The sequence below is a fragment of the Neptunicoccus cionae genome, from assembly GCF_014643735.1.
GTDB lineage: Bacteria > Pseudomonadota > Alphaproteobacteria > Rhodobacterales > Rhodobacteraceae > Amylibacter > Amylibacter cionae.
In genome coordinates this window covers 1,052,222-1,075,489 of sequence record NZ_BMKA01000002.1, presented here as the reverse complement: position 1 = coordinate 1,075,489, position 23,268 = coordinate 1,052,222, and the positions used below count along the sequence as shown (strand labels likewise).

At 57.5% G+C, this 23,268-nt stretch carries 22 protein-coding genes; 14 read left to right on the top strand and 8 right to left on the bottom strand.

Going from position 1 to position 23,268, the window contains the following annotated elements; all coding sequences use genetic code 11:
• The first annotated feature begins 9 nt into the window (after positions 1-9).
• The 3 genes from IEX10_RS10440 to IEX10_RS10430 are packed head-to-tail and all read left to right on the top strand — an operon-like array spanning position 10 to position 2,695.
• A complete protein-coding gene (locus IEX10_RS10440) occupies positions 10-762 on the top strand; it encodes an SDR family oxidoreductase (RefSeq protein ID WP_188674768.1) in 753 nt (250 codons plus the stop codon).
• Positions 759-1,490 (top strand): enoyl-CoA hydratase/isomerase family protein, encoded by a 732-nt coding sequence (locus IEX10_RS10435; RefSeq protein ID WP_188674331.1) that lies wholly within the window; start codon positions 759-761, stop codon positions 1,488-1,490. Before IEX10_RS10440 ends, IEX10_RS10435 begins: the two co-directional genes overlap by 4 nt.
• 8 nt (positions 1,491-1,498) lie before the next feature.
• Positions 1,499-2,695 (top strand): TIGR03862 family flavoprotein, encoded by a 1,197-nt coding sequence (locus tag IEX10_RS10430; RefSeq protein ID WP_188674329.1) that lies wholly within the window; start codon positions 1,499-1,501, stop codon positions 2,693-2,695.
• On the opposite strand, the gene IEX10_RS10425 is transcribed toward IEX10_RS10430, so the two are convergent.
• The 5 genes from IEX10_RS10425 to IEX10_RS10405 form a co-directional block, all read right to left on the bottom strand.
• Positions 2,692-3,291, bottom strand: a complete 600-nt coding sequence (locus IEX10_RS10425) for a glutathione S-transferase family protein (RefSeq protein ID WP_188674326.1) — start codon at positions 3,289-3,291, stop codon at positions 2,692-2,694. The genes IEX10_RS10430 and IEX10_RS10425 overlap by 4 nt on opposite strands.
• An 11-nt stretch (positions 3,292-3,302) precedes the next feature.
• The gene (holA, locus tag IEX10_RS10420; protein ID WP_188674321.1) at positions 3,303-4,325 is read right to left on the bottom strand and encodes a DNA polymerase III subunit delta; all 1,023 of its coding nucleotides are present in this window, start codon (positions 4,323-4,325) and stop codon (positions 3,303-3,305) included.
• Positions 4,322-4,819, bottom strand: coding sequence for an LPS assembly lipoprotein LptE (gene lptE / locus IEX10_RS10415; RefSeq protein WP_188674318.1), 498 nt, complete (start codon positions 4,817-4,819; stop codon positions 4,322-4,324). Before lptE ends, holA begins: the two co-directional genes overlap by 4 nt.
• Positions 4,806-7,343: a leucine--tRNA ligase gene (leuS, locus tag IEX10_RS10410; RefSeq protein ID WP_188674315.1), complete on the bottom strand. Its 2,538-nt coding sequence runs from the start codon at positions 7,341-7,343 to the stop codon at positions 4,806-4,808. The genes lptE and leuS overlap by 14 nt, the downstream gene beginning before the upstream one ends.
• 75 nt (positions 7,344-7,418) lie before the next feature.
• The gene (locus IEX10_RS10405; protein WP_188674765.1) at positions 7,419-7,952 is read right to left on the bottom strand and encodes a DUF3576 domain-containing protein; all 534 of its coding nucleotides are present in this window, start codon (positions 7,950-7,952) and stop codon (positions 7,419-7,421) included.
• Positions 7,953-8,230: 278 nt separating this feature from the next.
• On the opposite strand from IEX10_RS10405, the gene IEX10_RS10400 reads away from it, so the two are divergent.
• From IEX10_RS10400 to IEX10_RS10390, 3 genes are all read left to right on the top strand, one after another.
• A complete protein-coding gene (locus IEX10_RS10400) occupies positions 8,231-9,184 on the top strand; it encodes a porin (protein WP_188674313.1) in 954 nt (317 codons plus the stop codon).
• A gap of 287 nt (positions 9,185-9,471) precedes the next feature.
• Positions 9,472-10,422 (top strand): porin, encoded by a 951-nt coding sequence (locus IEX10_RS10395; protein WP_188674310.1) that lies wholly within the window; start codon positions 9,472-9,474, stop codon positions 10,420-10,422.
• Between the two features lie 101 nt (positions 10,423-10,523).
• Positions 10,524-11,180 carry a YggS family pyridoxal phosphate-dependent enzyme gene (locus IEX10_RS10390; RefSeq protein ID WP_188674307.1) on the top strand — a complete coding sequence of 219 codons (657 nt, stop codon included), beginning with the start codon at positions 10,524-10,526 and terminating at the stop codon, positions 11,178-11,180.
• Positions 11,181-11,195: 15 nt separating this feature from the next.
• Here the strand turns inward: IEX10_RS10390 and IEX10_RS10385 are convergent, their stop codons facing one another.
• Together IEX10_RS10385 and ribA are read right to left on the bottom strand one after the other, a co-directional pair.
• Entirely contained in the window at positions 11,196-11,705 is a 510-nt protein-coding gene (locus IEX10_RS10385; protein ID WP_188674304.1) for a L,D-transpeptidase family protein, read from the bottom strand.
• Entirely contained in the window at positions 11,702-12,778 is a 1,077-nt protein-coding gene (gene ribA, locus IEX10_RS10380; protein WP_188674302.1) for a GTP cyclohydrolase II, read from the bottom strand. Before ribA ends, IEX10_RS10385 begins: the two co-directional genes overlap by 4 nt.
• Positions 12,779-12,931: 153 nt before the next feature.
• Here ribA and IEX10_RS10375 point away from each other — a divergent pair, with 153 nt between their 5' ends.
• The 5 genes from IEX10_RS10375 to IEX10_RS10355 all read left to right on the top strand — a co-directional run bounded on the left by IEX10_RS10375 (position 12,932) and on the right by IEX10_RS10355 (position 16,383).
• Complete coding sequence (locus IEX10_RS10375; RefSeq protein WP_188674299.1) at positions 12,932-13,618, top strand: response regulator transcription factor; 687 nt, start codon at positions 12,932-12,934, stop codon at positions 13,616-13,618.
• A 121-nt stretch (positions 13,619-13,739) separates the two neighbouring features.
• Positions 13,740-14,531 (top strand): exodeoxyribonuclease III, encoded by a 792-nt coding sequence (gene xth, locus IEX10_RS10370; RefSeq protein ID WP_188674295.1) that lies wholly within the window; start codon positions 13,740-13,742, stop codon positions 14,529-14,531.
• Between the two features lie 84 nt (positions 14,532-14,615).
• Complete coding sequence (gene trxA, locus IEX10_RS10365) at positions 14,616-15,530, top strand: thioredoxin (RefSeq protein ID WP_188674292.1); 915 nt, start codon at positions 14,616-14,618, stop codon at positions 15,528-15,530.
• Between the two features lie 26 nt (positions 15,531-15,556).
• The gene (locus IEX10_RS10360; RefSeq protein WP_188674289.1) at positions 15,557-16,204 is read left to right on the top strand and encodes an LON peptidase substrate-binding domain-containing protein; all 648 of its coding nucleotides are present in this window, start codon (positions 15,557-15,559) and stop codon (positions 16,202-16,204) included.
• On the top strand, positions 16,201-16,383 hold the full coding sequence (locus IEX10_RS10355) for a Trm112 family protein (protein ID WP_188674286.1): 183 nt from the start codon (positions 16,201-16,203) through the stop codon (positions 16,381-16,383). Before IEX10_RS10360 ends, IEX10_RS10355 begins: the two co-directional genes overlap by 4 nt.
• Here IEX10_RS10355 and IEX10_RS10350 read toward each other — a convergent pair.
• On the bottom strand, positions 16,380-17,606 hold the full coding sequence (locus tag IEX10_RS10350; protein ID WP_188674762.1) for a UbiH/UbiF/VisC/COQ6 family ubiquinone biosynthesis hydroxylase: 1,227 nt from the start codon (positions 17,604-17,606) through the stop codon (positions 16,380-16,382). The two genes, IEX10_RS10355 and IEX10_RS10350, sit on opposite strands and share 4 nt — an antisense overlap.
• Positions 17,607-17,689: 83 nt before the next feature.
• Here IEX10_RS10350 and IEX10_RS10345 point away from each other — a divergent pair, with 83 nt between their 5' ends.
• The 3 genes from IEX10_RS10345 to IEX10_RS10335 all read left to right on the top strand — a co-directional run bounded on the left by IEX10_RS10345 (position 17,690) and on the right by IEX10_RS10335 (position 23,234).
• Complete coding sequence (locus IEX10_RS10345) at positions 17,690-19,027, top strand: amidase (protein WP_188674283.1); 1,338 nt, start codon at positions 17,690-17,692, stop codon at positions 19,025-19,027.
• A 155-nt stretch (positions 19,028-19,182) separates the two neighbouring features.
• A complete protein-coding gene (locus IEX10_RS10340) occupies positions 19,183-20,361 on the top strand; it encodes an aminotransferase class I/II-fold pyridoxal phosphate-dependent enzyme (protein ID WP_188674280.1) in 1,179 nt (392 codons plus the stop codon).
• An 11-nt stretch (positions 20,362-20,372) separates the two neighbouring features.
• Positions 20,373-23,234 (top strand): DNA translocase FtsK, encoded by a 2,862-nt coding sequence (locus tag IEX10_RS10335; RefSeq protein ID WP_188674276.1) that lies wholly within the window; start codon positions 20,373-20,375, stop codon positions 23,232-23,234.
• Positions 23,235-23,268 lie beyond the last annotated feature (34 nt).

The following is a 23,268-nucleotide window of genomic DNA, read 5'->3' as shown; positions in this document are numbered from 1 at the left end:
TTGACGGATATGAAGAATAAATCGGTTATCATCACCGGCGCCAGCCGTGGCATTGGCGCAGCAGCGGCCCGCAAGTTTGCGGAATGTGGGGCCAAGGTCATGCTTTGCGCCCGTTCCGGTGGAGACATTGACGACATCGCCGCTGAAATAACCAAAGCCGGTGGCACCGCGATCGCGCAAAAGACCGATGTGGCCGATTACGATCAGGTACAAGCCGCCGTCGACCGCGCGGTGGCAGAGTTTGGCGGGCTTGATATCCTGATCAACAACGCAGGCGCGCTCGACCCGGTGGAGCGGTTGGAAAATGCCACAGTCGCGGCATGGGATAGCGTCATTGATGTGAACGTTAAGGGCGTGTTCTACGGCATTCGCGCGGCCCTTCCGGTGATGAAAGCAGCCAAAGGCGGCACCATCCTGACCATCGGGTCCGGCGCTGCAAACGGCGCGTTGGAAGGCTGGTCCCACTACTGTTCTTCAAAGGCGGCGGTTCACCATCTGAACAATTGCCTCCACGCAGAGGAAGACGAAAACGGCATCCGTGCGCTTGTCCTTTCGCCCGGAACAGTAGCAACGGAAATGCAGCGGGTGATCAAAAAATCCGGCGTGAACCCTGTCAGCCAGCTCGACTGGGAGGATCACATCCCACCAGAGTGGGTGGCCGACACGCTGGTCTGGATGGCCACCAGCGACAGCGATGATTATCGCGGCGCGGTTGTCTCTCTGCGCGACGAAAGCATCCGCAAACGGGTAGGTTTGGTGTGATCGACGTTCAAAACGAAAACGGGCTGTGGCGCGTCACGCTGAACCGGCCCGACAAAGCCAACGCCCTGTCTCCGGATATGTTGCGGGGCGTGGCGGCTGCTGCGCGCAAGGCGCACAGCGATCCTGAATTGCGCAGTTTCATCCTGACCGGTGCAGGCGAACGGGTTTTCTGTGCCGGTGCCGATGTGGGCGGCGGCGAAGATATGTACGCCTTCACCCAAAGCCCGCTGTGGTCAGAAGCCTCCGGTGCAATCGCCGCCCTGCCCTGCCTGACCATCGCGGCGCTGAACGGGACGCTTGCAGGGGGCGGTTTCGCGCTGGCCCTTGCTTGCGATTTGCGAATTGCCACGCCCAAAGCAAAGTTTTTCTATCCGGTTCTTAAGCGGGGGTTCCTGCCCCAACCCGATGATGTTCAACGGCTGGCCGCATTGACCGGCACAGCCCGCGCCAAGCTGATCCTGATGGGTGGTCAGAAAATCGACGCGGCTGAAGCGCTGCGGATCGGGCTGGTGGAACGGGTCCTGCCACTGGCAGAGTTTGACGGTTTCCTTGACACGCTCACCAGTGACGCGGCGGCCGCAAAACCCCAAAGCATCGCGGCCATCAACCGTCTGTTTGACGATCTGGATGCGGCACAATTGCAGGACTGCTACAAAGCTGCATACGAGGATGATGCCGCAGCAATCTCGCGGATCACGGGCCGCCCGAGCACTGCGGAAGCGGTTTAAGGCAGACGATGACACCAGATCAAACACCCGATGCGCTGGTCATCGGCGCCGGTCCGGCGGGCCTGATGGCGGCAGAAATGCTCGTCCAGTCAGGGTTGTCGGTGCTGCTGGCCGAGGCAAAACCTTCTGTCGGGCGCAAGTTTTTGATGGCAGGAAAATCCGGTTTGAACCTTACCAAGGACGAACCGGACGAACCGTTTCTGGCGGCTTTCGGTCCTGCTGGAGAACACTTGCACGCGTGTCTGTCAGAATTCGGCCCCGAGCATGTGAAACGCTGGGCCGAGGATTTGGGGCAAACCGTGTTCACGGGATCATCCGGTCGGGTGTTTCCAGAAGTCATGAAAGCCTCCCCCCTACTGCGCAACTGGTTGGCTCGGTTGAATAATAAAGGCGTCGACCTGCGCACCCGATGGCGCTGGACCGGGTGGGAAGGCTCTCGGTTTCAATTCGAAACGCCTGAGGGGACGCGGATTGTTACGCCAAAAGTCGCCGTTCTCGCGCTTGGTGGTGCAAGCTGGGCGCGGCTCGGCTCTGACGGGGCCTGGACCGCGCTTTTGGCTGCGAAAGGCGCTGAAATCACCGAATTTGCGCCGTCCAACATGGGCATCACAGTTGAATGGTCACCCCATATGGAGCCCCGTTTCGGTAGCCCCCTTAAGTCAATTGCCATAACCTGCGGCGGCAAAACCGCAACCGGCGAGGCTGTCCTGTCCCGTGCAGGACTGGAAGGTTCACTAATCTATCAATTCTCGGCCGCGTTTCGGGCGGGCGCAGAGTTGCAGGTAGACCTGTTCCCTGATCTAAGCGCAGCACAGCTTCAGGAACGGATCGACAAGGCGGGTGCCAAAACTTCCCTGACCAATATCCTGCGCAAGACCCTGCGTCTGGACCCCGCCAAAACCGCGTTGTTTCTGGAATTCGCACGCCAGACACCCCGCAGTACACTCGGGTCTACACTGAAAGGCTTAACAATTCCCTACACTGGCACAGCGCCTTTGGATCAGGCGATTTCTGTGGCAGGTGGGCTACGCTGGAGATCACTCTCGGAAGATTTCGAACTTGTCGCGGCCAAAGGTGTCTTTTGCGCGGGCGAAATGCTCGACTGGGAGGCACCAACCGGCGGCTATCTGATCACTGCGTGTCTGGCCACGGGACGCGCCGCAGGTCTGGCAGCGGCGCGCACTGCCAAGGCCCTGAAAACTTAGGACGGTTTGCGCACCGCACTGGCTTTTTTGTAAGCCTCGCGTTCGATATTGCGGCGCACATAGGCCCGCAGCGTGTCGCTTTCCAGCGGGAAACCAGTGCCGCGCATCCAGCCTGCACAATGGGTTAGAAGAATGTCCGGCACAGTGAACCTGTCGCCCATCAGGAACTCCCTATCGCCCAACCGCTGCTCCAACGCTTTGACAGACCGTTCCATTTCCCAAACCAGCACGTCCTTGATCGCCGCGACCCGTTTTTCTTCGGGATTGACGAAATCATTACGCGCCGCAGTCCAGAGCGCGCCGTCGATCTCGTCGCAAATGAACTGGGTAAAACTGTCCTGTTCGGCCCGTTCCAGCGTGCCCGCTTCATAGGTCAACGCACCGTGTTTATCCGCGAGATACTGGAGGATCGCTACAGAATCGATGATCGTCGCATGGCCGACTTTCAGACAGGGAATCTTGCCTGTCGGGTTCAACGCCGACGCGGTTTCCCCGCGCGGCGGCTCTGACACGAGATCATACTCAAGCCCCAGTTCCTCCATCGCCCAAACAACCCGAAACGCGCGTGTTTTCGGTGATCCGACCACTGTATACATCTGTTCTCTCCCTAAGACCGTCTTAACATTGATATGCGAATAAAGGCCCGTTCCACCAGCGCCATCTCGGGTGGTTTCTTGGCAGAGCGTAACGTCAGATCGGTGTTCATCAGATCATCAAGCGCCCGTTCCAATCGCGCGGCGCCCAACCGTTGGGCCTGTCGCACCAAACGGTCCTTGCGCGGTCCAAATACGGGCGGACGGGCGCGGGACAGGGCGGTGTCGGGGCCTTGGGGATGGGTCGCGGCGGCGTGAAGGGTGCGGAAATGACGGGTGGCTGCGATGCACAATGCCGTTGGATTGACGCCCTGTCCGGCAAGCCGTTTAAGCGTTGGAACCACATCCCCGCTGCGCCCTTCGGCGGCAGCATGAACCGCATCATCAAGGTTCGCATCCGCTGTGGCGGGCATGCAGGCGTCAATATCATCACCGGTGATCGGGGTGTCGTCGCGGAATTTATAAAGGCCCAGCTTTTCGATCGTCTGCGCCATTTCACCCGGATCAAGCGTGCGGGCCAGTGTCAGCAGATCATCCATAGAAGACTGTGACAGCTGCGCGAGGTTGGCTTCTTTCGCCATCCGCTCAATATCTGCGCGTCCCGGTGGATCGTCATAAATGCCAATCGCCACAGAGCGCGGGTCACTTTCAAAGGCTTTGCGCAGTTTGGAACGGGCGTTTAGGCTGCCAGCCGTCGCCACAAGGGTGGCGTCATCCTTAGTCCATTCCTTCAAGGCCGTGGCCATCACGTCCGTTAGCCCATCGGTCACGCCTTCGATAAACACTACACGAGGGCCGGGAAAGAATCCCTGCGCTTTCAGGCCATCGAGCACACGAGCTGGTTCCTTGCGCAGATCGGCACCGTTGATCCGCTCCAGCCGCATCTCTTCTTCCGCGCTCGGGCCGACCAGCGCCTTGATAAGCTGCTGACGCTTGAGAGAAACCCGCATAGCATCCATACCGTAAAGCAGAATACCCGCGCGTGCACCTTCGGGTTTGGCGATGAAAGCTGACGCCTGCGCACCAGACAGTTTCATCCCGCCCAGCCGTCCGACGTAATCGCAATGCGTTGCGCGATCTGATTGGCCAGCGCCTTGGCCAGACGGGTATTCGCATCCCGCTCCGCCACACTGGAAGGATAGGTTTCAGAGGTCGAGCCATAGGAGGTCACGTTCTTCACGCTATCTTCAAAAACGACTTGTTGTGTCGCGCTGTCCCGCACGGTGAACTTCGCTGTGCCTGTCAGACTGGTGCGAGTCGTACCTTCGTCTTCGGTCACGGCAAGGGCGCTCTCGCTCAGCGCTAGTGAAAAGCTTAGAACATAAGGCGCGTTGCCGCTGGCATAGCCCAAACGGTCCTCAAGCTGTTGGCGCAATTCAAACCCGTTGCGCCCTTTAACCAGATCAATCGCAATCTGGCCCCGCAGGTTGGCCGCAGTTGTGCCCTGTTGGTAAACAGGTTCAAAACCGCAGGCCGCGACGCCGCCCGAAAGGGCGAGCGCCAGAAATATCCGTCTGTTATACAACAACATTCACAATCCGCCCCGGAACCACGATCAGCTTTTTCGGCGTTGCGCCGTCCAGCATCTTGATCACAGTCTCGTTGGCCAGAACCAGTTTTTCAACCTCTTCTTTCGGCATGGATTTCGGCACAGTGATTTCGTCCCGCCGTTTGCCATTGATCTGGATTGGCAAGGTAACGTCATCGTCCACCAGCATCGCAGGGTCGGCTTTCGGCCAATCCGCCTGTGCCACCAGACCTTCGCCGCCCAGATGCGCCCAAAGTTCCTCAGCCAGATGCGGGGTCATCGGTTGCATCAGTTGCGCCATGACCTTCAGCACACGACTGCGCGTCGCCTTATCCGCCTTGGATTTCGCCAGAGCATTGGTAAGCTCGTAAAGTTTGGCCACGGATTTATTGAAGGCAAAACCTTCAATCCCCTTGGTCACTTCGTCAATGGCGCGGTGGCAGGCTTTGTCCAATGCGAGATTATCCGCATCCGACCCTTCGGCATCCGCTGTTTCCAGTTCATCCGCAAGCCGCCAAACCCGTTGCAGATGTTTCCAAGCGGCCTCTGCGCCGGAGGCTGTCCATTCCACATCCCGCTCGGGCGGGCTGTCAGACATCACGAACCAGCGGGCGGTATCCGCGCCGTATTGATCGATAATATCTTCCGGATCGACCACGTTTTTCTTAGACTTGGACATCTTGATAGACGGTCCAACGGTCACAGGCCGCCCGTCTTGTGTTTCATAGCCGCCTTTAACCGGTTTGATGTCATCCGGATTGAGCCACTTGCCGTCAGGGTCTTTGTAAGTTTCATGACATACCATGCCTTGCGTAAACAAAGCGTTAAACGGTTCGGTTGCGCTGTCGGGCATATGGCCGGTCAGATTCATCGCCCGCGCAAAGAAGCGTGCATAAAGCAGGTGCAGAATCGCGTGTTCCACACCGCCGATATACTGGTCCACATTCATCCAGTAGGACAGATCCGCATCTACGGTAGGTGTATCGGCGCGGGGGGCTGTGAAACGGGCGAAATACCAGCTTGAATCCACAAAGGTATCCATTGTGTCGGTTTCGCGCTGCGCAGGCGCACCACATTCTGGACAGGGCACATCGCGCCATGTGGGGTGCCAGTTCAGCGGATTTCCCGGACGATCGAATGTCGCGTCCTTTGGCAGTTCAACCGGCAGGTTCTCTTTCTTTTCGGGCACCACACCACATTTTTCACAATGCACCACAGGAATCGGGCAGCCCCAGAACCGCTGACGCGACGCGCCCCAGTCCCGCAGGCGGTAATTCGTGGTACCTTTGCCCCAGCCTTCTTTTTCAATGTAGGCGATGGTGGCGTCTATGGCCTCTTGTCCGGTAGCCGCGTCCAAACCGGCGAAATGGTCGACCCATTTCACTTTCTCTGTCTTTGGCGGAACGAAAGCATCTTTGGCGACAGGGGTTTCGTCATCCAGCGCAAAGAAGGTGTCGATCACGGGCAGGTCATATTTGCGGCAGAAATCCAAATCTCGCTGGTCATGGGCCGGACAGCCGAAAATCGCGCCCGTTCCATAGTCCATCAGGATGAAGTTGGCGATCCAGACCGGCAGTTCGCGGTCTTCATAGATCGGATGTTTGACGCGGATGCCCGTGTCCATTCCCAGCTTCGGCGCGGTTTCGATAGCCTCTTCCGTGGTGCCACCCTTGCGGCATTCTGCAACAAACGCCGCCACATCGGCGTTTTCCGCCTCTAGCTGCTTGGCAATCGGATGATCCGGCGAAACGCCGACAAAGGACGCACCGTTCAGCGTGTCTGGCCGCGTGGTGTAGACCTCGATCTTTTCCCCGCCGTCCACACGTTCAAACGAAAACTCCAGCCCGCGGGACTTGCCGATCCAGTTCTGCTGCATCAGGCGAACCTTATCCGGCCAACCGTCAAGTTTATCAATCGCGCTCAGCAGATCTTCGGAGAATGCGCTGATCTTAAAGAACCACTGTGTCAGTTCCTTGCGCTCCACCAGCGCACCGGAGCGCCAGCCGCGCCCTGCTTCAACCTGTTCGTTGGCCAAAACCGTCATATCCACCGGATCCCAGTTCACCACCGCCTTTTTACGGTAGACCAGCCCTTTATCCATCATGTCGATGAACATGGCCTGCTGCTGTCCATAATATTCCGGATCACAGGTGGCGAGTTCGCGGGACCAGTCAATCGAAAGGCCCATCGGCTTCAATTGTTCGCGCATATCGGCGATGTTCTGATAGGTCCACTCGCCTGGATGCACACCTTTTTCCATCGCGGCATTTTCCGCAGGCAGGCCGAAAGCGTCCCAGCCCATCGGATGCAAGACGTTGAATCCGTTTACCGCTTTATAGCGCGCGACCACGTCGCCCATAGTATAGTTGCGCACGTGGCCCATATGGATGCGGCCTGACGGGTAAGGAAACATCTCCAGCACATAATACTTCGCGCGGGACTCATCGCGTTCTGCTTTGAACACGGATGCGTCGTCCCAGGCTTGTTGCCACTTCGGTTCCACAACACGGGCATTATAACGAGACATGTTTTCTTCCTTACACAGCAAAACGCCGGACAATCAGCCCGGCGTCATTAACTTCAACGGGCGGTATCACCCGCGTTATAGGTTTTTATCGCGCACGCGCAACTGACGGGCGCGGGTCAGGATAGCATCTTCCACACGGCGCACGGTTTCCGCACTGGCCGGACCGTTACGGGTCTGGATCGACAGTTTCAGGGACCGGGCATCAAGGGCAGGATCCTGCACCAATACAGTCGCGCGGTACTGGCGGGCGCTGCCGGGCGCACGGCCCCAGCCCATAACCAGCACACCCGTAAAGGGATCAGCCGATTCGACCGGCAAGAAGCTCAGCGTTTCGAGAGCCGCACTCCAAAGGTATTTATTCACACGGACGTTGGTATTTTCATCAGGAGAGCGTAGCGCGTCAAAAATAGAGACCGTATCGCCACCAGCTTCGCCCAAAGCCCGTTCCATCGCGCCGGAGGACGGATCCTCGCGGGACGGGTCCGGTGTCACTGCGACAGGCCGGTTTAAAAAGCCGCCACTGCTGCGTCCCGAGTTACCGAAACTGCCACATCCAACAAGTGCGCCGCTTACAATCGCGATCAGACCTGCTTTGAAACCATAATTCATCATGCTCTACGCCCCAAGCTTTACAGCTGTTTCTTTCATGTACCGTTCCTTGCGAATACGAACAAGTTCTTATTCTGCGCACGGGGGAACGGACTGTTATATATAAGGAAGCTTCAAGGGGTGGAAAACGACTGTGGCATCATTGCACCAACTTCAGGCTTATCATCCTGCCCGCAGCACAGACGCTTGATATTCGGGGCCCGGAGAGTGAAAAGCATACACACTCTTTCCGGATACCTCGGATAGAGGTGCACCTTTTAACCTAACGAGGGAAAACTATGAAAAAAGTTCTCTTTGCAACCACAGCACTTATCGCAACAGGCGGCATGGCCGCTGCTGACGTAACGCTGTCCGGTTCCGGCCGCTTCGGCATTGTATACAACTCCGCACTGGACGGCGCTGGCCAGTCCAAAACCAAAATCGAAAAGCGTATGACCATCAACGTTGATGGCACAGGCTCCACAGACACAGGTCTGGACTTCGGTGGTCGCATCCGTCTGCGTTCCGACGAGGGTGACGCTGCTTCCTCTGCTGCTTCCGCAAACGTGTGGATGGGCAACGACATGTTCCGCATCACAGTGGGCAACACTGAAGGCGCTCTGGTTAACCGTATCGGTTACTTCCAAGGTTCCATCGGCCTGACAGGTCTGCACTGGGCAAACGTATCCTTCAACATGGGTAGCGCTTCCCGCTTCATCCTGAACACATACTCTTCCCGCGGTAACGCTGGCGATGTTGTGCGTCTGGACTTCAACGTAGGCGGCTTCGGCGTATCCCTGTCTTCCGACTCCACAGGCGACCACCTGTCCAACGGCTCTGAGGATGGCATCGCTATCTCCTACAACTTCGGTGACTGGAACGTTGCTGCTGGTTTCGCTAAAAACGCAAACAACTCTGCTGTAAGCGCAACCGAGCGTGACATGTTCTCCCTGTCCGCTGCTGGTAACATCGGTGACTTCGGTGTTGGCATTCAGTACTCCGATCTGGAAGACGTAGCTTCCAAAGTTGTTCTGAACGGTGAATATGACTTCGGTCAAACAACTGTAGCTGCATTCGTTGCACACACAGATGAAGACACTGTTGGTTCCGCAGGTATCGGCGCTGCTGGCGAAGAAACCGAATACGGCATCGGCTTCACCCACTCCCTGGGTGGCGCAGTTCTGGCTGGCGGTATCTCCCGCAACTACACAGACGAAACAATGGCTGACCTGGGTGTTCGCTTCAACTTCTAAGTTTTCTTAGAAGAAGTTTCGAGAAGAGCAGGCCTTCGGGTCTGCTCTTTTTTTTGTGCGTATTCGCCTGTACCTTAAAAGCAGGGCTCGGAACCGCACTGGCGCCATGTTGTTGTTATTGCTTAAATTCAAGCACCTCACACCCTTGTGATAATTACCCAACGAAATTTGTCGAAAACAACCTTCCGCCTAGTGGATACTTTAGGTATCCGTGAGGCTGGCAGCTGCTTGCTGCTTCCTCCCCTTGGCGCTTGCGCCATTCCTCCCACTACCAAAAGAGAAACAAAATGAAAAAAGTTCTCCTTGCAACGACAGCGATTGTTGCTTCGGCTTCCGCCGCTGCCGCTGACGTAACACTGTCCGGCTCTGGCCGTTTCGGTATCGTATACGACAGCTCCCGCGATGCTGCCGGTCAGTCAAAAACAAAAATCGAACGTCGTATGACCGTTAACATCGACGGTACAGGCGCCACAGACACTGGTCTGGAATTCGGTGGCCGTATCCGTCTGCGTTCCGATGAAGGCGACACTTCCGGTGCTGTTGGTTCCGCCAACATCTGGATGGGCAACGACATGTTCCGCATCACAGTTGGTAACACTGATGGCGCGCTTGTTAACCGCATCGCTTACTTTGACGGCACCGTTGGTCTGACTGGTCTGCACGACGCGGACAACTCCTTCAACATCGGTACGTTCCAATCCCTGCTGAACACATACTCTTCCCGCGGGAACGCTGGTGATGTTGTCCGTTTGGACTACAATGTTGGCGGCTTTGGCTTGTCCGTGTCCACTGACTCAACAGGCGACCACCTGTCCAACGGTTCCGAAGATGCAATCGCAGCATCCTACAACTTCGGAGACTGGACTGTTGCTGCGGGTTACGCGAAAAACGCAAACAACGCGACAACAGCTGCAGGCGAACTGGACATGTGGTCGCTTTCCGCTGGCGGCCAGATTGCTGACTTCGCTGTGAACGTGAACTACTCCGATCTGGAGAACGTTGGTTCCAAAGCAGTTCTGTCCGGTTCTTACGCCTTTGACGCGACAACTGTGACTGCCTTCGTTGCACACACAGACGAAGACTCATTTGGTTCCGCAGGTATCGGCGCAACTGGCGACGAAACAGAGTACGGCATCGGCTTCACCCACTCCCTGGGTGGCGCAGTTTTGGCTGGCGGTATCTCCCGCGACTACACAGAAGAAACAATGGCGGACCTCGGCGTTCGCTTTGCCTTCTAAGTTAGGCTGAATATTAGGTGCACAGGAAGAGTAGGCCCATCGGGTCTGCTCTTTCTCTTTTTGGGCTTGCCCAAATCAAAGCAGACAGGCATTCATTCGCCATGTCCCTTTCAGATATCACATCCCGCATCACCGCAGCCAAAGCCGAGGCGAACCGCCCCGCCGGCAGCACCCGTTTGATTGCCGTTTCCAAGGTTCAACCCGATGAAAGGGTGCGTTCCGTACTGGAAACCGGCCATCGTGTGTTCGGGGAAAACAAAGTGCAGGAAGCCCAAGGCAAATGGCCAAGTTTTCGCGAGGAGTTTGGTCCTGTAGAGGTTCATCTGATCGGCCCGCTGCAAAGCAACAAGGTCAAGCCTGCGGTGGAATTGTTTGACGCAATCCACACGCTGGACCGTGCCAAGCTTGCCCGCAAGATCGCCAGCGAAATTCAGGCGCAGGGCAAATCACCCGAGCTGTTTATCCAAGTGAATACCGGTGAAGAACCGCAAAAGGCTGGCGTCCTGCCCGCTGAAGCGGATTCTTTCATCGCGGAATGTCGCGCGATGGATCTGGTCATCAATGGTTTGATGGTGATCCCGCCCGTTGACGAAGAACCGGCCCTGCATTTTTCCCTGCTTCGTAAAATTGCCGAGCGGAACGGCCTATCTGGTCTGTCGATGGGGATGAGCAGCGATTTTGAACGGGCTGTGGCGCTTGGTGCGACCCACGTGCGTGTCGGTTCTGCGATCTTTGGGGAACGGGCCTACGAAGTCTGATCCGGTGGTCTGACCCTATCGGATGATCAGCCGGGAGCTATCGGTCCAGCCTGACAGGATCTCTACCAGATCAATTTCATCAAAAGCGATGCAGCCTTCCGTAGGGTGACGCGGCTTGCGCCATTTGTGCAGGAAAATCGCGCTGCCCGCACCGGATTCCGCTTCGGGCCAGTTATAATCCACAATTGCAAAGATATCGTAAAGCGGATCGGCACGGCGCAGTCTTTCATGGCTGAACCGATAATTGCGCGCCTGTACCTTTTGGTTATAGTCCGGATCCTTGGGATCGTCAGACCAGATATCCGCCAGATGGATTGGCCAGCAATCAAGCGCAGGCGCGTCAAAGCTGACGCGATCACTGCGATACCCAACGCCGCCCAGTTGATAGGTTCCAAGCGGTGTGATCCCGTCGCCTTCGCCCTGTTTCACACCGATCCCACCGCGTCCGATCGCACAGCAATAACGGCGCCCCTGAAACCGCGCGCCCCATTTTGTCACAATCAGATCGTCGAAACCGGCTCTCATAGTAAATGCCCGCTCTTTTTTGCTTTGGTATCAAGGTATCCGGTATTCTGCGCCGTGCGGCCCACTTGCAAAGGCACCCGTTCGGCCACCGCGATACCAGCTTCTTCCATCCGCGCAACTTTGGCCGGATTGTTTGTCATCAAGCGGGTCGATTCAAAGCCGAGGCTTTGCAGGATTTCCGCGCCAAGCCTGAAATCACGCTCGTCATCCTCAAACCCCAGACGGTGATTGGCCTCTACCGTGTCAAACCCCTGATCTTGCAAAGAATAAGCCCGCATCTTATTGGCCAGCCCGATCCCGCGCCCTTCCTGATTGAGGTATAGCAAGACGCCCTCGCCCTCGATCCCGATTTGCGCCAGTGCGGCCTGCAACTGCGGCCCGCAATCGCATTTGAGAGAGCCTATAACGTCACCGGTAAAACACGCCGAATGAAGCCGTGACAGCACAGGTTTGTCCCGTGCTGGTTGGCCCACTTCGATAGCGTAATGTTCCTCGCCGCCGTCCCGCTTGCGATAGACGTGGACCCGCGACTTCTGGGAAACGTGCAGGGGCACACGGGCATGGGCAATCTGATCCAGCGGCATACGCAGCGCCGCACTCGCCGCAATCTCGGCCACGTCGAGCACCAGCAACCCCTCAGGCTCTGCCGCTACGGGGGCAAGGATCGCACCGGGAAGCAGGCCCGCGGTCTTGCACAGACGGATGATCGTGCGATCCACCAGCGCAGAGCCATCCCGCAGGTACAGGAACGGCCCCTTCATCGGCATCACCAGATCGAGCGAGGGGTCAGCCATCGCGTGAACCCAGGTTGCAGGGGCATCAAACGGCACCGCGATTCGCACCAGATCGCCGTCATAGGCAGGGGCAGACAGGGTTTCGGCCCGCCGGTTCGTGATCGCAATATGAAGCACATCGCCCACATCGCGCATCTGGGCAAGCCGGTCAGAACTGAGCGTTTCAATAGCAGCCACAACAACCCGCGCCGCGCCTTCGCGCAGAACAACGGGCACTCCCATACGCAGATCGGCACGGGCGCGTGCGATTTTCTCATCCAGTGTTACAGAAAACGGCATTTGGATCCTGTTGCTTGAAACAATTTGCCTGCCTTCTATATCTCTCATAACGCAGAAGTGAAACATTATAACGAAATTTAACACGTCCCTGTGAGGCGGATTGATAAATGCTCCCGAGACGCGCAATTTCATCACGAGATGAGGAGATACTCCATGAGTAATGTGAAGAAAATTCTGATGGTTGACGATGATGACGACCTGCGCGAAGCCTTGGCGGATCAATTGGTGCTGACCGAAGAATTCGATGTCTTTGAGGCAGAAGATGGTGCCGGAGGCTTGGAAAAGGCGAAACAGGCGCTTTATGATTTGGTGCTGCTGGACGTCGGCCTACCGGATATGGACGGGCGCGAACTGTGCCGCCTGATGCGCAAACAGGGCGTTAAGTGTCCGATTGTGATGCTCACGGGCCATGACACGGATGCTGATACCATTCTGGGTCTGGACGCAGGGGCCAATGACTATGTGTCCAAGCCCTTCAAGTTTCCGGTCCTACTGGCCCGCATCCGCGCGCAATTGCGCCAGCACGAACAATCCGAAGATGCGGTGTTCAATCTGGGTCCGTATACATTCAAACCTTCATCCAAGATGCTGGTCGATGAGGCAGACAAAAAAGTGCGTCTGACCGAAAAAGAAACCAATATTCTCAAGTTCCTGTACCGTTCGCAGGACGGCGTTGTGCCAAGAGAGGTTCTTTTACACGAGGTTTGGGGCTATAATGCAGGTGTGACGACCCATACGCTTGAAACCCACATTTACCGTCTGCGCCAGAAGATCGAACCCGATCCCGGCAATGCGCGGCTGTTGGTAACGGAATCAGGCGGCTATCGCCTGAACGCGTAAGCGCACAAAGACTCGCAGGGCTTTTCATAGTTTTTCCCTGCACTGACCCGCCCCGCAGGCGGGTCTTTTTTTGCATGAAACATTCCTCTAAGGTGCGGCCAAATCATTAAAGGTCTGCCCCATGCCTATCAAAATCTGTACGTGGAACATCAACTCCGTTCGCCTGCGCGAACCGATTGTCATGAAGCTTCTGGAAGACGAACAACCGGATGTTCTGTGCCTGCAAGAATGCAAAAGTCCTGTAGAAAAAATCCCGACCGAGAACTTTGCCGCCCTTGGATATTCCCACATGGTTGCTCGTGGCCAGAAGGGGTACAACGGCGTTGCGATCCTGTCCAAACGCCCTATCGTCGATGCGGGTCATCGGGATTTCTGCGAAAAAGGCGATGCCCGTCACGTTGCAGCCCAACTGGACAACGGCATGATCGTCCACAATTTCTATGTTCCGGCCGGTGGCGATGTTGCCGACCGCGAGGTAAACGAAAAATTCGGCCACAAGATGGATTTCCTGACAGAGATGCGCGACTGGTTCCACAGCGAAGCGCCGCAGAAATCCGTGATGGTAGGGGATCTGAACATCGCGCCGCGCGAAGATGATGTCTGGGATCACAAGAAGCTTTTGAAAGTTGTGTCCCACACGCCGATTGAAGTTGAAAAGCTGGCCGAAACACAGGATGCGGGCAAATGGGTGGACATCACCCGTCAGGATATTCCCGAAGGTCTGCTTTATACGTGGTGGTCCTACCGCGCACGGGATTGGGACACTGCGGATAAGGGTCGGCGGCTCGATCACATCTGGGCCACGCCGGATATTTCTGCCAGCGCCCACTCCAGCCGCGTGTTACGCGATGCACGGGGTTGGGAAAAGCCAAGCGATCACGCCCCGTTGTTCGCTACCTTTGATCTGGATTGATCCGCAACAGGCCGCCAGACCTTGTTCCAGCGGCCCTGTTCGCCTACATCACAAGCAACCCAAGTCTAATTGCAAGAGAGACATATGTTGGAATTGAATGGCGCTGACGCCTCCGCCCCTGCCGGTGATCTGATCACAGACGGCTCTGAAGCGACCTTTATGGAGGACGTGATCGAAACCTCCCAAACCACCCCGGTGATCGTTGATTTCTGGGCACCGTGGTGCGGCCCGTGCAAAACGCTCGGCCCTGCTTTGGAAGAAGCGGTGACAGCGGCGGGTGGTCGCGTGAAAATGGTTAAGATCAACGTGGACGAGAACCAGATGCTCGCCGGTCAGTTGCGGGTGCAATCCATCCCGACTGTATTTGCTTTCCACGAAGGCAAACCCGTCGATGCGTTTCAGGGCGCACTGCCCCCAAGCGAGATCAAAACATTCGTAGATAAAATCGCCGCTCTTGCGGGTGAGGAAGACAACGGTCTGGACGATGCGGTGGCCGCTGCCGAAGAAATGTACGAGCAAGGCGACATCGCGGATGCGGCCCAAACCTTTGCTGCAATCGTCGAGGAAGACCCGAGCCACGCCGCTGCATATGCCGGTCTGGTGAAATCCTGCCTCGCGCTTGGGGACAGTGATCAGGCCAATGAACTGCTGGCAAATGTGCCAGAAGCCATCGCGCAGGACACAGCGATCCTTGCGGTGAAAGCACAGGCCGAACTGGCCGCCACTGCCGCAGATGCGGGGGAAACTGCCGAACTGCGTGCCAAGCTTGACGCGGATGAGAACGACCATCAGGCGCGGCTTGATCTGGCTATGGCGTTGCTGGGCGAGGGTAAAACCGAAGAGGCCATTGCAGAACTGCTGGATATTTTCCGTCGCGACCGCGAATGGAACGACAGCGCGGCCAAGGCGCAATTGTTCAAGGTTTTCGACAGTCTCGGACCGACCGATCCTGTCGCGCAAAACGGTCGACGCAAATTGTCATCAATGATCTTTGCCTAACGCGGTTCGGGGGCTATGTTTGGCACATGATAAACGTCATCGACCTGCCCCCGAAAATTCCGATCTTTCCTTTGTCAGGTGTGCTGCTTCTGCCGCGCACCCGACTCCCCCTCAACGTGTTCGAACCGCGCTATCTGACGATGCTCGATGATGCGTTGAAGACCGACCACCGGATGATCGGCATGGTGCAACCCCGCGAAATTCCGGGCAACACTGGGGAAATGGCCTTGCAGCACATCGGCTGCGCAGGGCGTGTCACTTCATTTTCGGAAACCGAAGACGGGCGTTATTTGATTACGCTATCCGGCATCAGTCGCTTTCGTCTGCGCGATCTTGAAGACGGGTTTCACCCCTACATCAACGCAGCCGTGGACTGGTCCAGCTTTACGGCAGACAAGGGCGCACAGGACGTTGACCACCGGTTTGATCGACCGCATTTCCTGAAAACCCTGTCCCGCTATTTCACCGCGACGTCGCTGTCTACGGATTGGGAAAGCTTGAAAGAGGCTGATGAGGAGCTGCTGATCAACTCCCTGTCGATGCTCTGCCCGTTTGATCCGGAAGAAAAACAGGCGTTGCTGGAGGCGCCCAATCTGGCAAACCGCCGCGAAACACTGGTGACGCTGATGGAATTTACGCTGGCAGGCGATCTCGGAGAGGACCCCATCCAATGAGCGATACCTCCAAGACCGACCCGAAGATGCTGGAAGCGCTGATCTGTCCGGTGACGCACACCCTGTTGCGCTATGATGCGGAGGCACATGAACTGGTCTCGAAAAAGGCCCGTCTGGCCTTTCCCATTCGCAATGGCATTCCGGTGATGTTGATAGACGAGGCCCGCCCGCTGGACTAAACCGCATGCCCTTGCATCAGGCGGGGCAGTTCCCCTGTCAGACCTGCCGCCTGCCGGATCAGGCTGCGCCGCGCCGATGGCACAGCGTTCACCGCGCCCAAGCCCAGATCCCGCAAGCCGCGCAGAAGCGGATTGTCGTTAGAAAATAGCCGGTTCAGACCGTCCGTCGCCGCCGCAAGGCTGGCCGCATCAAAGCGCCGCCACTGCTGGTAGGGTTGAAGTGCCACAGGGCTGCCGATGTCCTGCCCACGCCGCGCCGCATCCGCCAGCACCTGCGCCAAAGCTGCTACGTCACGCAGACCAAGGTTCAGTCCCTGCCCCGCAAGCGGATGGATACCGTGGGCTGCATCCCCCACCAGCGCCACACGATCCGCCACAAAAGATTGCGCCAGTGACAGACCAAGCGGGTACATAAAGCGCGTTCCTGCCAGCTTGATCTCGCCCAGAAACTCCCCGAAGGAGGGGCGCAGACAGGCCAGATATTCCGCATCATCCATCGCCTGTATCGTCTCGGCGCGGGCTGTGCCTTCGGTCCATACGATCGAACTGCGATTGCCCGGCAGGGGTAGGATCGCCAGCGGGCCGGAGGGCAGGAACAACTGATGGGCGCAGCCTTGGTGGGGAAGTTCATGTTCAACCGCACACACTAGCGAGGCTTGTTCGTACTGCCATCCGGTGCGCCGGATACCGCTGCGCTGTGCCACACTGCTTTGCCGCCCGTCACTGCCCACCAGCATACGCCCCCGCAGGGTTTCCCCGTTGTTCAGCGTGATTGTCACCCCCGCCGCGTCCACGTCCTGTGCAATCACCGAACGCTCGGCCAGATGGGTGATGCGTTCGTGGTCGGCCACGCGCTCCAGCAAAGCGCGGCGCAGGTAACGGTCCTCAATCATCTGCCCCATCGGACCTTCTTCGATCTCGTTATGATCGAAATGCAGGAAATAGGGCGAAGCACCTTCGCCGGGGCGTCCGTCGGACACTTTGATATCCAGAATTGGCTGGGCGTGCTCGCGCAAGTCGTCCCACAATCCCAACGCTGCAAGCATCCGCTGCGAGGTCAGCGCCAGCGCATAACCGCGCCCGTCAAAATCCGCTTCCTTGCGGGTATCCACCGGCAGCGCGTCAATTACCGTGCTGCGAAAACCGGCTTGTGCCAGCGCCAAGGCGAGCGCGGAGCCATTCAGCCCGCCCCCTGCAATCAGAATATCCGTATCCATAGTCATAGGCTGAATATGGGCGCTTCTGCGGGATTGTCCATCGGTCATTCCGCCGCTAGGGTTCGATCCAAATACGAAGGAGACCCGTGATGGCACACCCCTGGCTACACGCAACCGCATCCGATCTGGGGCGGGGCATCGCCGCAGGTAAAATCGACCCTGTAGAGCTTTGCGAAACTTATCTCGACGCCGCCGAGACCCACGAATTCAGCCAGCGAATTTTCACCCACGTCACCCGCGACCGCGCCCTGTCCGAAGCAAAAGCCGCCAAAGCCCGCGCCGATGCCGGATTGCGCAACAGCCTGCTCGACGGGGTGCCGGTGTCTTGGAAAGACCTAGTGGACACCGCCGAAATTGAAACCGTTTCCGGCAGTGACCTGTTGAAAGGGCGCGTGCCCGCACAGGACGGCGAATGCCTGCAACACGCCACCCGTGCGGGACTGGTTTGCATGGGCAAAACCCATATGTCGGAACTGGCGTTTTCGGGTCTTGGCTATAATCCGGTTACCCAGACGCCGCCTTGTGTGAACAATCATAACGCCGTGCCGGGGGGATCGTCTTCGGGTGCAGCGGCCTCGGTTGCGTTTAACCTGTCTGCGGCGGCGATCGGGTCCGACACTGGCGGCTCGGTGCGGATACCTGCCGCGTGGAATGATCTAGTCGGGTTGAAAACCACCTCCGGACTGGTCTCTCTTGACGGTGTGGTGCCTCTCGCGGCGAGCTTTGATACCATCGGCCCCTTGTGCCGCTCGGTTGAGGACAGCGCCCAGCTTCTTGCAGCGCTGACAGGAAATGCTAAAACCCCTGATCTGGAAGGGTCGCGCCTGTCAGGCCGTCACTTTGCCTTGTGCAAAACATCTGTTCTTGATGATCTCGACACTGGCATTGCCGACGGCTTTCAGGACGCGATTGACCGTCTGGCAAAACAGGGGGCGAAAATCACCGAGATCGAAGTGCCCCTACTGCCCGAACTGCTGTCCCTGTCGCCGGTTGTCTTCACGGTAGAGGCCTATGCCCAGTGGAAAACCGAATTGGAAGCGAACCCCGATGCGATGTTCCCGCAGATTCTGGAACGGTTTCGTGGCGGGCTGAATTTCAGCGGCGTGGATTATGTCGCAGCGCAGAAGCGGATGATGCAACTGCGCACAGAATACCTTGCCCATGTCGCAGGGTATGACGCAGTGCTGCTGCCCGCTTCCCCGATTCTGCCGCCCGATCTGGAACGTCTGAAAACCGAAAGCGCCTATTACCAGCACGCAAATCTGATGGCGCTGCGCAATACGCGGGTGGCCAATCTGCTGGGTGTGTGCAGCCTGACCCTGCCGACCGGAACGCCAAGCGTAGGTCTGATGGCGATGAGCACACCCTTTGGCGAGCGGAAAATCCTGCGGGACGGGGCCGCGCTGGAGGCCGCGCTAAACGCCTGAAACTGTTAAGCTATCAACCTTAGGATTGTTAAAGCGGGGCGCAGGGCAAAAAAGCCACAATCGCCTCGCCTTCACCAAAAGAGGTTTGGCCCGCTGGATATTTTTGTCTAATGTGGTGGAAACGGGGCGCTTAGACCCCATACCCTGAGGCAGACATGAAATTTCCAGAGCGGTTCTCGAACCTGCCAGAATACGCGTTTCCGCGTCTCCGTGCCCTGTTGGATCACCATCCTGCGGGCGGCGATGTGTTGCATATGTCCATTGGCGAACCCAAACACGCCTTCCCGCGATTCGTCGAAGAAGAAATCGCAAAGCACGCGCATGAGTTTGCGAAATACCCGCCCAATGACGGCGCGCCCGAACTTTTGGGCGCGATTGCGGACTGGATCAAACGCCGGTTTGACGTGTCGGTTGATCCAGCGACCCAAGTGTTATCCCTGAATGGCACCCGCGAAGGACTGTTCAACGCCTGCGTAGCCACCTGCCCCGAAAAGAAGTCCGGCAAGACACCTTATGTGCTGATGCCGAACCCGTTCTATCAGGTCTATGCTGTTGCCGCCGCTGCGGTCGGGGCAAAACCCGTCTTTGTGAACTCTACCGCTGAAACCGGCTTTCTGCCCGATTACGCCGGTGTCTCTGAAGACATTCTGAACGATACCGCCATTGTCTACGTCTGTTCGCCCTCGAACCCACAAGGGGCTGTGGCGGATTTTGACTATTGGCGCGACCTGCTGGCGCTGGCCGAAAAGCACGATTTCCGCATCTTCGCCGACGAATGTTATTCCGAAATTTACCGCGACACAGCCCCCACAGGGGCGTTAGAGGCAGCGCACAAGTTGGGCGCTGATCCCGAACGTGTGGTGATTTTCCATTCACTGTCAAAGCGGTCCAACCTGCCCGGACTGCGCTCCGGTTTTGCAGCGGGTGGACCGGCGACGATGGCCCACCTAAAACAGCTGCGCAACTACGCCGGTGCGCCATTGCCCCTGCCGATCCAACGGGCCGCAACGCGGGCTTGGGCGGATGAGGACCACGTAATTGAAAACCGCGCCCTGTACCGCGCGAAGTTTGAACTGGCCGATGAAGTCTTTCACGGCATCAACGGCTATGTTGCACCGCAAGCCGGATTTTTCCTGTGGCTGCCTGTGGAAGATGGCGCAGCGGCTGCATTGAAGCTGTGGCAAGCCTCCGGTGTTCGGGTGTTGCCAGGTGCATTTTTGGGAAGAGACGTAAACGGGACGAACCCGGGCCACGGATATATCCGTGTGGCCTTGGTTGCCCCGATAGATGAAATGACGCGCGGACTGCATGACATCCGCCGCCATTTGTACTGAGAGGTAGGGACATGGCGTATCAGACGCGCACGCGCGATCCACTTTTGGAAACCCACATGCAGGAAGCGATCCGCAAACGCGGAACCGAGCTGATCGGCCTTGCGATGGTGGGTTTTGCCATCCTGATGGGGGCGATGCTGTGGACCTATTCTCCGGAAGACCCAAGCTGGCTGTCCGCGACATCCGCACCGGCGCAGAATATTCTGGGCACGTTTGGCGCGTCCATTTCATCCCGCCTTATGCTGACAATCGGCTGGGCGTCCTGGTGTCTGCCGGTGCTGTTCTTTGTTTGGGGCTCTCGTTTCGTGCTGCACACCGGCGACAAACGCCTGCTGAGCCGCGCCATCAGCATTCCGGTTTTCATCGCCTTTACTGCCGTATTTCTTGCCACTCATGTACCGCTGGATAGCTGGCAGCACGGGTTCGGCCTTGGCGGTCTGTCCGGCGATGCCGCCGTTGGTATCCTGATGGATCTGGTACCGATGCAGCTGACGCTGCGTCTGATCGTGATCACGCTGGCGCTTGCCTTTCTGTTTGTGGTGACCTCGTTGTTTGCCCTTGGCTTTTCCAAACAGGAACTGTCCCACATCAGCCAGTACGCATTGGTTGCAGTGATCCTGTCTTACGCCTCTATCGTGTCCTTCCTGACCCTTTTGGTGCAGGGCGGTGCCAAAGGTGCCGTTGCCGCCAAAGCCGGTATGGAAACCCGCCGTGCCACTCGCAAGGAAACCGCTGCACAAAAAGCACCTTTGGTGGCGAAAGAACCAACAGATGCAGAACCTACCGCTGTTGAGAAAATCAAACCTCTGCGGGGGATCACACTGCCCAAGCTGAAGCTCCCTACCCTGCGCAAGCCACAGGCCGAGATCGACGTAGAAGAAGAAGACGAACTGATCGAAACCCTGCCCCACGAAACGCATGACGAACACGTTCACGACGAAGACCGTGTGCGCAACCGGATCAACGATGCGATCAAAACCAAAGTTCTGCGCGCCCGCACCCTGCGTGTGCAAAACACACCGCCAGAACCTGTCGTAACCGAGAATATCTTCCGCGAGTCAGCCGATGACGGCTATGCGGTGATGCCAGCCCTTGGCGGTGCGTCCCGTGGGTACAGCGACGATGTGGCTGAACCGCCCGTCAGCTTTCAGTCCGTGCGCGCACGTGCCGAAGTCGCGGCACCTGCGGCCCCTGCCTCTGCGCCTGCGCAAGCAGCAGAACCGATCGCTCCGGCCCGCCCGCGCCCACCACAGCCCGAGGCAAAGCAGGTTGTGCAACCCCGCGCCCCGCGCACTGCTGAAAAGCAAAGCAAACGGGCACAGGAAGAGGCCCAGCCAAGCCTGTTCAAAGGCGCCGAAGAAGAATACGAAACGCCGCCGCTGGACCTGTTGGCCCACCCGTCGAGCATTGTGCGACATCATCTGTCCGACGAGGCACTGGAAGAAAACGCCCGTATGCTGGAAAATGTTCTGGATGATTACGGCGTCAAAGGCGAAATCGTTTCGGTGCGCCCCGGTCCCGTTGTCACCATGTACGAACTGGAACCTGCGCCTGGTTTGAAGGCAAGCCGTGTGATCGGTCTGGCCGATGACATCGCCCGATCCATGTCCGCCCTGTCGGCACGTGTGTCCACTGTTCCGGGTAAATCGGTGATCGGGATCGAACTGCCGAACGAGAAACGGGAAACCGTGCTGCTGCGCGAGTTGCTGGCCTCGCAGGATTACGGCGACGGCGAGCAAAGCCTGCCGCTCGCGCTTGGGAAGGATATCGGCGGCAAGTCGATGATCGCCAACCTTGCGAAGATGCCTCACCTGCTGATCGCGGGGACCACCGGCTCGGGTAAATCCGTGGCGATTAACACCATGATCCTCAGCCTGCTGTATAAGCTGTCACCGGATGAATGCCGGATGATCATGATCGACCCGAAGATGCTGGAACTGTCAGTTTATGATGGCATTCCACATCTGCTCTCGCCTGTTGTGACCGACCCTAAAAAGGCTGTTGTGGCGCTGAAATGGGTCGTGGGCGAGATGGAAGAGCGCTATCGCAAAATGTCCAAAATGGGCGTGCGCAACATCGGCGGCTATAACGCCCGTGTCGAAGCGGCGCTTAAAAAGGGCGAGGATTTCACCCGCACCGTCCAAACCGGTTTTGACGACGACACCGGCGAACCCGTATTCGAGACAGAAACCTTCACGCCGGAAAAAATGCCGTTCATCGTGGTGATCGTGGACGAGATGGCCGACCTGATGATGGTTGCGGGCAAAGAGATCGAAGCCTGTATTCAACGTCTGGCACAAATGGCCCGTGCTTCCGGTATCCACCTCATTATGGCCACACAACGCCCGTCGGTGGATGTAATCACCGGCACGATCAAGGCCAACTTCCCAACCCGTATTTCGTTTCAGGTCACGTCGAAAATCGACAGCCGCACGATACTTGGGGAAATGGGTGCGGAACAACTGCTCGGTATGGGGGATATGCTCTATATGGCGGGTGGCGGTAAAATCACGCGGGTTCACGCGCCGTTTGCTAGTGACGAAGAAGTCGAAGAGGTTGTGAACCACCTTAAGGCGCTTGGCGCACCGGAATATGTGTCTGGCGTGGTTGAAGGTCCGGCAGAGGACAAGGAAAACAGCATCGATGCGGTGTTGGGCCTTGGCGGCAATACCAACGGCGAGGATGCGCTTTACGATCAGGCTGTGGCGATTGTGATCAAGGATCGCAAATGTTCCACCAGCTATATCCAGCGCAAGCTGTCCATCGGCTACAACAAAGCCGCCAAATTGGTAGAGCAGATGGAAGAACAAAGCGTTGTCAGTCAGGCTAACCACGTTGGTAAACGGGAAATTCTGGTGCCTGAACAACATTAACTGATATTGGCTTAAGGCGGTTTTCCGCCTTAAG